Source organism: Georgenia wangjunii (genome assembly GCF_036421975.1).
Taxonomy (GTDB): Bacteria; Actinomycetota; Actinomycetes; order Actinomycetales; family Actinomycetaceae; genus Georgenia_A; species Georgenia_A wangjunii.
The window spans coordinates 87,261-96,716 of record NZ_JAZGON010000011.1 but is presented as its reverse complement, the minus strand read 5'-3'; the positions used below and the strand labels follow the sequence as shown (position 1 = coordinate 96,716).

At 76.3% G+C, this 9,456-nt stretch carries 6 protein-coding genes and 1 pseudogene; 3 read left to right on the top strand and 4 right to left on the bottom strand.

Annotated elements, in window-relative coordinates:
* Both V2J63_RS14325 and V2J63_RS14320 read right to left on the bottom strand, forming a co-directional pair.
* Window positions 1–433, bottom strand: a pseudogene (locus tag V2J63_RS14325) (hypothetical protein); the annotation flags it as partial.
* A gap of 158 nt (window positions 434–591) precedes the next feature.
* The gene (locus V2J63_RS14320) at window positions 592–1,917 is read right to left on the bottom strand and encodes a CapA family protein (RefSeq protein WP_331231663.1); all 1,326 of its coding nucleotides are present in this window, start codon (window positions 1,915–1,917) and stop codon (window positions 592–594) included.
* Window positions 1,918–2,032: 115 nt separating this feature from the next.
* On the opposite strand from V2J63_RS14320, the gene pgsA reads away from it, so the two are divergent.
* The 3 genes from pgsA (at window position 2,033) to V2J63_RS14305 (ending at window position 3,735) form a co-directional block, all read left to right on the top strand.
* Window positions 2,033–2,743, top strand: a complete 711-nt coding sequence (gene pgsA, locus V2J63_RS14315) for a CDP-diacylglycerol--glycerol-3-phosphate 3-phosphatidyltransferase (RefSeq protein WP_331231662.1) — start codon at window positions 2,033–2,035, stop codon at window positions 2,741–2,743.
* A gap of 2 nt (window positions 2,744–2,745) precedes the next feature.
* Entirely contained in the window at window positions 2,746–3,237 is a 492-nt protein-coding gene (locus V2J63_RS14310) for a CinA family protein (protein ID WP_331231661.1), read from the top strand.
* A gap of 153 nt (window positions 3,238–3,390) precedes the next feature.
* Window positions 3,391–3,735, top strand: a complete 345-nt coding sequence (locus tag V2J63_RS14305) for a helix-turn-helix domain-containing protein (RefSeq protein ID WP_331231660.1) — start codon at window positions 3,391–3,393, stop codon at window positions 3,733–3,735.
* Between the two features lie 52 nt (window positions 3,736–3,787).
* On the opposite strand, the gene V2J63_RS14300 is transcribed toward V2J63_RS14305, so the two are convergent.
* Window positions 3,788–4,585, bottom strand: a complete 798-nt coding sequence (locus tag V2J63_RS14300) for an Fpg/Nei family DNA glycosylase (protein WP_331231659.1) — start codon at window positions 4,583–4,585, stop codon at window positions 3,788–3,790.
* Window positions 4,578–9,410 (bottom strand): ATP-dependent helicase, encoded by a 4,833-nt coding sequence (locus V2J63_RS14295; protein ID WP_331231658.1) that lies wholly within the window; start codon window positions 9,408–9,410, stop codon window positions 4,578–4,580. The genes V2J63_RS14300 and V2J63_RS14295 overlap by 8 nt, the downstream gene beginning before the upstream one ends.
* Window positions 9,411–9,456: the final 46 nt, after the last annotated feature.

The following is a 9,456-nucleotide window of genomic DNA, read 5'->3' as shown; positions in this document are numbered from 1 at the left end:
TCATGCTCGGGCGCCGGGCCAGGTCCGCGGCGCTCATCGCGGCACGGGCAGCGGCCCAGGCCTGCTGGCGGCGGTAGGCGGCCACGACCTCGACCGCGGCGTAGTCCCCGACCCCACCGACGTCGATCCCTTCCAGCACCGCGGCGAGCTGTGGGCCGGGCGCCAGGCCCGCGAGCCACTCACCCAGCGCCTCCCCACCATCAGCATCCGCCGCCGGCGGGACAAGTACACCCCCGGCCGGGGCAGCGGGTGCGGGCCCGGTCTCCTGGAGCCAGGCGGGCGGGACGGCGTCCTCGCCCGCGGACCACCCACCCCCGGGGGCCTCGTCGAGCCGCTCGTCGATCTCGCCGCGCGCACGCTCACGGGCGTTGAGCTCGGCGGTCTCCTGGGCGAAGAGCGCCCTCATGAACGCGACGTCGGCCTCGGTCTCCATCTCCGCCGCGCAGAGCGGATCCCACGGGCCGCACCTGCACCCCGTCGCCACCGACCCTTGCTCTTCGAACATCTGTCCACCCTAGAACGAGCGTCTGACATCAAGCACGAAGCCACCCCCGAGGGGTGGACAAGCGATGTCGCAGTCGCCCGGCAGGCTCAGCCCGCGCGGGGCACGACGACCGGCTCCGGCCCGGTCGGCGTCGGCGGCTCGGTCCGCTCGGCCGCCTCGGTCCCGACGACGTCGAGCACCTGCTGGTACCGGTCCGCGATGGAGCTGTCCGTCAGTGTCAGGCCGTCGGGGCGCTCCCCGGCGACGAGGTCGGACAGGACATAGAGACGCTGCGCCCCGACCCTGTCCACCGTCACTGCGGTCCACTCGACCGTCTCCACCCGGGCGGCCCCGCCGTCGGGCTTGACGACGGTCGCCGTCGCCAGGAGCCCGGTGGCGGTCTGGGGCACGCAGCACCGTTCGTCCTGGTTGGAGATGAAGTTGCCCAGCCCGTACGCGACCCACATGCCGGCGCCGTCCGGGCCGCCGGGCAGCTTCGTGATCGGCTGCGGGACGTGGGCGTGGTGGCCGAGGATGAGGTCGACCTGCCCCGAGGCGGCGAGCTCCTCGGCGAGATCGACCTGCTCGGCGGCGGGCTCACCGCTGTACTCGGCGCAGCAGTGGATGCTCGCGACGACGAGGTCCGCGCCCTCGGCCCGGGCGGCGCGGGCGGACTCGATGAGCCGGTCGGCGTCGATGAGCTCGACCGCCCACGGCGCGCCGGCCGGCACGGGGATCCCGTTCGTCCCGTACGTCGCCCCGATCTGCGCGACGGTGATCGTCTGGCCCTCCCGCTCGAGCTCGTACAGCTGGGGGCGGTCGGCCTCCGCGGCGCTGCGCGCCGTCCCGACGTGGCCGAGCCCGGCGGCGTCGAGCGAGTCGAGCGTGTGGGTGAGCCCCGCCATCCCACGGTCGAGGCTGTGGTTCGTGCCCGTCGAGCACCCGTCCCAGCCCAGCCGTGCGAGGTCACCCGCGAGCTCGCTCGGGGCGCCGAACATCGGGTACCCGCTCGGGGCGGTACCCGGCGGCGCGAGCGGGACCTCGAGGTTGCACAGGGCGAGGTCGGCACCGCGGGTGAACTCCGCGGTGGCCTCCATCATCGGGACGAAGTCGTACCCGTCCGCCGTCGCCGCCGTCGTGATGACGGTCGTGTGGGGGAGGACGTCCCCGCCCCCGACGATCGTGAAGACCGCGTCGGGGAGCGGCTCCGGGGTCGGGCTCGGACTCGGGGTCCGGGCCGGCGTCGGCGTGGATGTGCGTACCTCGCTCGGCGCGGCCGTCGCCCCCGCCGTCTCCTGCCCCTGCCCGGCGGAGGGTGTCGTGGCCGTCCAGGGCCTCCACACGAGCGCGACCGCGATGAGCGCAGCCAGCACCACCGCGAGCACGATCGCCCACGTGCGGGAACCGCGGGCTGGGGAGGCGTGACGGGCCATGCTCGGGAGAGTACCGGCGACGTGGGCGCCCCCGGGCCGCCCCGCCCGGCGTGTGTCACACCCCGACGGCGGGGCCACGCGAGCCCACCCGCGCACGGCCCTCTAGTCTGGACGGATGCCCTCCGACCCGTCGACACCCGCCGCCCAGGTCCCGCTGTGGAACCTGGCCAACGTCATCACGATGGCGCGGGTCGCGCTCGTCCCCGTCTTCGCGGCGTTCCTCCTCGTCGACTCCGTCCCTGCCCGGTTCGCCGCCGCGGGCGTCTTCCTCGTCGCGGCCATCACCGACAAGATCGACGGGCACATCGCGCGCAGCCGAGGGCTCGTGACGAACTTCGGGAAGATCGCGGACCCCATCGCGGACAAGGCGCTCGTCCTCACGGCGCTCGTCCTCCTCTCCGTCCAGGGTGACCTTCCGTGGTGGGTCACGGTCGTCATCATCGTGCGCGAGCTCGGCGTCACCGTGCTGCGTTTCCTCATGCTCCGCCGCTCCGTCATCGCCGCGTCGCAGGGCGGGAAGATCAAGGCGGTCCTCCAGGTCATCTTCATCACCGGCCTGCTCATCCCGTGGCACGCGTTCCTGCCCGGCACCGCGGCGGACGTCATGGTCGTCCTCACGTGGGTCGTCGTCGTCCTCGCGCTCCTCGTCACCGTCGGCACGGGCGTCGACTACGCCGTCCGCGCCTGGCGCTTGGCACGGACGACGGCGGAGCCCGCCGAGCCGGCGACGTCGAGCGAACCGGGCGCGAGCTCTGGTGCTGCCAGGCGGAGCGGGAGCGGGCAGCCCGGTCCCGTCCGCGGCGACGGGCCGACCGCGAAGGCGTGACGGTGACCGGGGCGTCGCTCGAGGCCCGGCTCGTCGCCGCGCTCGCCGCGCGCGGCGGCACACTGGCGGTGGCGGAGTCGCTCACCGGCGGAGAGGTGTGCGCCCGCATCGTGGCCGTCCCCGGCGCCTCGTCCGTCCTGCGCGGCGGAGTCGTCGCGTACCTCAACGACGTCAAGGCCGACCTGCTCGGCGTCGATCCCGCCGTGCTCGCCGAGGCCGGCGCCGTCGACCCGCGTGTCGCGGCGCAGATGGCCGCCGGTGCTGCGCGGCGCCTCGGCGCGGACCACGCCGTCGCGACGACCGGCGTCGCCGGACCCGGTCCGTCCGAGGGGCACCCCGCGGGCACGGTCTTCGTGGCCGCCTGGGTACGCGGGGACGTGCGGGTGCGCCGCCTCTTCCTCGCCGGGTCACGCTCGCTCGTACGGACCGCCAGCGCGCGGGCGGCGCTCGCCCTCCTCGCCGGCTCGCTCGACGACGGCGACCGCGCGCGCTGACGGATCGCTGCGGGAACATCCGGGGGCCGGACGGAGTTGGACCAAGTGATGACAACGACCCAGCGGCACCCCCGCTCGACGAACCGTCCCACGGGACGGGCCGACACACGCCCCCGCCCGCGCGCGACGCAGGGTGCGGGGTACGGTAGGACGATGCAGGCCACGCGAGAGGAGGTGCGCCCCATGGTTGTGCTGCGACGCGAGATCGGCGACGTGCTCCGGGGAGCCCGCCAGCGCCAGGGACGCACGCTGCGCGAGGTCTCATCCTCGGCGCGGGTCTCCCTCGGCTACCTCAGTGAGGTGGAGCGAGGTCAGAAGGAGGCGTCCTCTGAGCTGCTCGCCTCGATCTGCACCGCGCTCAACGTGCCGATGTCGCACGTCCTGCGCCAGGTGAGCGACCGTATCGCCCTCGCCGAGGGCGTCCACGTGCCGGACACCGTGCCCGAGGAGCTCACCAACGCGATGCACCGCGACGACGGCCTCATCAGCGTCGCCTGAGCGACTGCGCGAGCGCTGCGCGGGCTCGCGCGCGCGCTTCCCGTCCGCCCTGTCAGTCCGCCGTGGGCGCGTCCGGCCGTGCCTGACACGTGGGGCACCAGAACACCGGCCGCTGCTGCGGTGGCACGCCGACCTCGGAGCGCACGAGCGGCGTGCGACAACGGGGGCAGCCCCGGCCCTCACGCCCGTGGACGTGCGTCTGCCGCCGCGCCTCGGCGGTCGCCGTCGGCAGCCGCGACTCGACCGAGCGACGCATGATCCGAGCCGTCGTGGTGACGAGCGCGGTCGCGTCGACGTCGCCGGCTGGGGTCCACGGCCAGACCCTGTGCCGCCACAGGCTCTCGGCCATGTAGATCGTGCCGAGGCCCGCGACGACGCGCTGGTCGAGCAGCACCTCGCCGATCGGGCGGACGCCCTGGGCCGTGATGCGCGCGGCCGCCGCTGCGACGTCGAGGTCCGGCGCGAGGACGTCCGGCCCGAGGTGCCCGACGACGAGCCCCTCGTCACGGGTGCGGACGAGGTCGACCTCGCCGAGGAGGTAGCCGAGGCACGTCCACGTCGCGTTCCCGAGCACGACGCGCACGCGCGCCGATCGGTCGGCTCCCCGCTCGGCGCCGGTGCGGTAGACCCGCCAGGTGCCGTCCATCCGCAGGTGCGTGTGGACCGTGCGGCCGTCGTCCAGCCGGGTGAGCAGGTGCTTGCCGACGGCGCGGGTCTCGACGACGGTCGCCCCGGCCAGGTCGATCCCGCCGAGGTTGCCCCACCGCAGCTCCCCGCGGACGAGGACCTGTCCCGACAGGGCCGCGTCCAGCCGTCGCGCGGTGCGCAGGACGACGTCCCCCTCAGGCATCGAGATCCCCGGACGCCCGCAGCTCCCGGACGGTGCCCGGTGCCGAACGTCCGGCACCCGGTGCGGGGGCACCGCTCGTCCCCGACCGCTCACCGCGGGGCCGCTGCCTCAGGCGCAGCCCGCGCGGGGTGACCATGAACCCCGCCTCGTCCAGCGCCTCGGTCACCGCGCTGCGGGCTCCCAGGGCAGGCGCGCCGTCGATCCGCTGCACGGTCAGCCGTCCCAGCGCGTCCGAGGCGGCCACGCGTGCGAGCTCGTCCGCGGCCGCCCCCAGCACCGTCGGGTCCTGGGAGAAGGACAGGACCGTGCGCCCCCCGCGCTCGACGTGGAGCACGAGCGCACCGTCGACGAGGACGACGACGGCGCCCGCCGCGCGCCGGGGTCGACCCCGCTCGCCGCGCTCGTCCTCACCCGCGGGGGGCCACGGCAGCGCCGCGCCGTACGGGTTCGCCGGGTCCGTCGCCGCGAGGACGACGGCGGTGCGGGCGCCGTCCTCGCCACGCCTGCCCCCGGGCGCGGCGCGCAGGAGCTCGACGCACTCCGGGAGCGCGAACTGCGCCGCCCCCAGCCCCTCGATGAAGTAGCCGCGCCGGACCTTGCCCGCCTCCTCGAGGCGGGCGAGGACGGGGTAGGCGGTCGCGAAGCCGCCGGGCAGGTCCTCGAGCCCAGCGGCGCCGCGCGTGAGGACCCCGTGCCGCTCGAGGAGCGCCGCGCACATGGCGAGCGCGCGCGCCGTGGCGTCCGGGACGGTCCGCGTGAGGAGGGACCACCGCCCGACGGCCGACGGCGGCGCCGCGACGAGCGGCGCGCCCCCGGTGGCCGCCGAGATCAGCATCCGCCGACGGGAGAGGGCCGCCCGCGGGCGGGGGGGCCGCTGCCGGGCGGTGTGCGTCGGCCGGCCCCCGGCCAGGCGCGCACGGACGGGGGCGAGCGTGTCGTTCGTGACGTGCCCGGCCCACACGAGGTCCCACAGGGCCTCGAGGACCTCGTCGGCCGCGGGCTGCGCCTCGAGCCGCTCCCGGACCGCGCCCACGAGGTCCCGGAAGAACCGTCCGCCGCCGTCGGCGAGGACGTCGAGCAGCGCCTCGTGGACGGCCGAGCCCTCAGGGAGCGGCTCCGGTTCTGGTAGGAGCTCCGGCGCGTCCGCGGGGACGAGCGTGAGGTAGCCGTCGACGCCCGGCAGCGAGCCCGCACCGGCCCACAGGACCTCGCCGGCCGCGGTGAGCTCGTCGAGCTGGGTCGGGGCATACCCCTCCACCCGGGCGGGCAGGACGAGCTGCTCGAGCGCGGACGCGGGCACGCGCGCCCCGGCGAGCTGGTCGAGGACGACGGCGAGCCCCGGCCCCTCCGAGCGCGGCCCCGTGCCGCCGCCGACGTACTGCCAGCGCGGGAGGTACGCCCCGAGCGCGGACTGGGGCACCGCCTCGACCTCGGCACGCAGGTGCGCGAGCGAGCGGCGCCGGATCCGGCGCAGGACGTCGGCGTCGCACAGGTCGCGGTGGTCGGTGTCAGCGGGTTGCACCCCGGCGGGACGGAGCCGGCCCGCGACGAGGGCACCGGAGGCGACGAGCCGGTCGAGCGAGGGCCGCAGGGCTGCGACGCCGACGCCGAGGTGCGCCGCCAGCTCGGTGCCGCGGAACGGGCCGTGCGTCCGTGCGTACCGCCGGACGAGGTCCCCGAGGGGGTCGGCGACGGGTGCGAGCACGGCCTCGGGGAGCCCGGGGGGCAGGGGTGCGCCGAGCCCGTCGCGCAACCGGGAGGCGTCCTCGACGACGGCCCACCGGTCCTCACCGGCGACGCGCACGCCGATGACGCGTCGGGACCGCACGAGCTCGTCGAGCCAGCCCGGCACGGAGTCCGGGTCCGCGCGCTCCCGCAGGTCCTTCTCGCTCACGGGCCCGAGGCGCCGCACGAGGTCGGCGAGGCCCTCGACGTCGGTCGCGGGGCGCGTCCGCAGCGAGACCTCGGCCTCGACCTGCTCGACGGCGAGCGGGTCGAGGAGGTCGGCGAGGTCGCCCAGGCCCTCGCCGACGAGCTCGGCGAGGAGCGCCGGGTCGAGCGTGAGCGCCGCAGCCCGGCGCTCGGCGAGCGGGGCGTCGCCGTCGTAGAGGAACTGGCCGACGTACCCGAAGAGCAGGGAGCGGGCGAACGGCGACGGGCTCGGCGTGCTCACCTCGAGGACACGGACGCGGCGCGCCGCGACGTCGGCCATGAGGCCCGCGAGGGCCGGGGTGTCGTAGTCGTCCTGGAGGCACTCGCGGACCGCCTCGAGCACGACGGGGAAGTCGGGGTGGTCCGCGGCGACGGAGAGGAGCTGGGCGGCGCGGTGCCGCTGCTGCCACAGGGGCTGCCGGCGGTCCGGGCGGCGCCGGGGAAGGAGGAGCGAGCGCGCGGCCGCCTCGCGGAAGCGCGCCGCGAAGTGGGCGGAGCCGCCCAGCGCGGCGACGACGGCGGCGGAGACCTCGTCCGGCTCGAGGAGGAGGTCCTGCGCCGAGACGGCGAGCTCGCCCCCGGCTGACCCGACGTCGGGCAGGCGCAGGACGATCCCGTCGTCCGCGTGCATGGCGGCGACGTCCATCCCGAAGCGCTCGCGGAGCCGCTCGGCGAGGACGAGCGCCCACGGCGCGTGGACCTTCGCGCCGAAGGGCGTGTGGATGACGACGCGCCAGTCGCCGAGCTCGTCGCGGAACCGCTCGAGGACGATCGTGCGGTCGTCGCTCACGCGCCCGGTCGCTTCCCGCTGCTCGGCGAGGTAGGCGAGGAGGTTGTCGGAGGCCCACTCGTCCAGGCCGCCCGCGGCGAGGCGCGCCCGGGCCTCGCCGTCGTCGGCCGCTCCCACCTCGCGGACCATCGCGCCGAGCGCCCGGCCGAGCTCGAAGGGACGGCCGGGCGAGTCGCCCTTCCAGAACGGGAGGCGCCCCGGCAGGCCCGCCGCGGGGGAGACGAGGACGCGGTCGGGGGTGATGTCCTCGATGCGCCACGTGCTCGAGCCGAGGGTGAACGTGTCACCGACGCGGGACTCGTAGACCATCTCCTCGTCGAGCTCGCCGACGCGCCGCCCGCCCCGACCGCCGGTGACGGCGGTGTCCGCCCCCGCGCCGCCGCCGGCGTCGCCCGCCCCGGCCCCCGCGCCGGCGGCCCCGGCGCGGGCGAGGTAGACGCCGTACATCCCCCGGTCGGGGATGGTCCCCCCGCTCGTCGCCGCGAGCCGCAGCGCCCCGGGCCGCGCGCGGAGGACGCCCGCCGCGCGGTCCCACACGATGCGGGGCCGCAGCTCGGCGAAGTCCTCGCTCGGGTAGCGCCCGGCGAGCATGTCGAGGACAGCGGTGAAGGACCGGTCCCCGAGCGAGGTGAAGGGGGCGGACCGTCGCACGAGCGTCGCGACCTCGTCGACGCGCAGGTCCTCGACGGCGAGCATGGCGACGACCTGCTGGGCGAGGACGTCGAGCGGGTTCGTCAGGACGCGGATCTCCTCGATGTCCCCCGACGTCGCCCGTGCCGCCGTGATGGCCGCGGCGACGAGGTCCCCGCGGTGGGTCGGCAGGACGACCCCGCGCGAGACCGCTCCGACCTGGTGCCCGGCGCGGCCGATGCGCTGGAGCGCAGAGGCGACCGACGGCGGCGAGCCGACCTGGATGACGAGGTCGACCGCGCCCATGTCGATCCCGAGCTCGAGCGAGGAGGTGGCGACGACGGCCGGCAGGTGCCCGCTCTTGAGCGCGGACTCGATGCGGGTGCGCTCCTCCCGGCTCATCGACCCGTGGTGCGCCCGCGCGATCTCCCCGTCGCGCCCGCTGGCAGTCCCGGACTGGCCGGGGGCGGCCGCCGGCCATGCCACGCCCGTGTCCCGGGCGTCTACCTCGCCCTGGCGCTCGGCCCACACCTCGTTGATGCGGGCGGCGAGCCGCTCCGCCGATCGGCGCGAGTTGGCGAACACGATCGTCGAGCGGTGCGCCGCGATGAGGTCGACGACGCGCTCCTCGACGTGCGGCCAGACCGAGGCGCGCTGCGGCCCGCGCAGCGCCCCGGCGGCGTCACCGCTGAGGTCCGGTCCCTCGGGCAGCGGCCCGGCCTCGGGCAAGGACGTGAGGTCCGGCACCGGGACGACGACGTCGATGCGCAGCTCCTTCGTCGACGGCGGCTGCACGATGCGGACCGGGCGGCCGCCGTCCTCCGGGCTCCGGGCGCCCGCGAGGAAGTGGGCGACCGCCGCGGGCGGGCGGACGGTCGCCGAGAGGCCGATCCGCTGCGCCGGGGCGGGCAGCATGGCGTCGAGGCGCTCGAGGGAGAGAGCGAGGTGGGCACCCCGCTTGCTCCCGGCGACGGCGTGCACCTCGTCGATGATGACCGTGCCGATCCCGCGCAGGCCCTCCCGTGCCGCCGACGTGAGGACGAGGAAGAGCGACTCGGGGGTCGTGATGAGGATGTCCGGCGGCTTCGTCGCGAGCCGACGGCGCTCCGCCGGGGGAGTGTCACCCGTGCGCACCCCGACCGTGACGTCGCGCACGTCGATGCCCAGGCCCGCCGCAGCCCGCGTGATGCCGATGAGCGGGGAGCGCAGGTTCCGCTCGACGTCCGTCGCGAGCGCCTTGAGCGGGGAGACGTACAGCACCCGGCAGCGCTCGGCGGGCGAGGGCGGCTCGCCCGTGAGCAGCTGGTCGAGCGCCCAGAGGAACGCGGCGAGGGTCTTGCCGGACCCCGTGGGCGCGACGACGAGCGCATGGTCCCCGGCGCCGATCGCCTCCCACGCGCCCGCCTGCGCGGGGGTGGGGGCGGCGAAGGCACCCTCGAACCACGCGCGGGTGGGCCTGGAGAAGCCGTCCATCGGGCCATTGTGCAGGCGACCACCGACACCGGCCCGTCCGCTGCCG